The sequence below is a fragment of the Acinetobacter sp. AL9 genome, assembly GCF_041464035.1.
Lineage (GTDB): Bacteria > Pseudomonadota > Gammaproteobacteria > Pseudomonadales > Moraxellaceae > Acinetobacter > Acinetobacter towneri.
Genome location: NZ_JAYFSK010000237.1, coordinates 1 through 264, shown reverse-complemented (window position 1 = coordinate 264; position 264 = coordinate 1). Strand labels below are relative to the sequence as shown.

At 48.1% G+C, this 264-nt stretch carries 1 protein-coding gene; it reads right to left on the bottom strand.

The window, feature by feature from the left end; translation table 11 throughout:
* On the bottom strand, positions 1 to 264 hold a 264-nt coding region (locus tag ACEO2X_RS14495; protein ID WP_371972207.1), incomplete at both ends, for a transposase.

The following is a 264-nucleotide window of genomic DNA, read 5'->3' as shown; positions in this document are numbered from 1 at the left end:
TCCTGAGTTCTGCTTCTATCGCATACAGTTTCTGAATCAGCACTAATGCCTGTTCAGCGACCTGACTTTTCCCAGTTACATGCAGTTCATGGAATTTACGACGTGCATGGGCCATGCAGCCCACCTCTATGACCTGGCCTGATTTAAAGCGTGCTTTATAACCGCTGTAATCATCACAGACCAGATGGCCCTGCCAGTCTTTCAGGAACGCTTCAGCATGCTGACCTGAACGACTATCCTGAAAGTCATAGATCACGGCTTGAA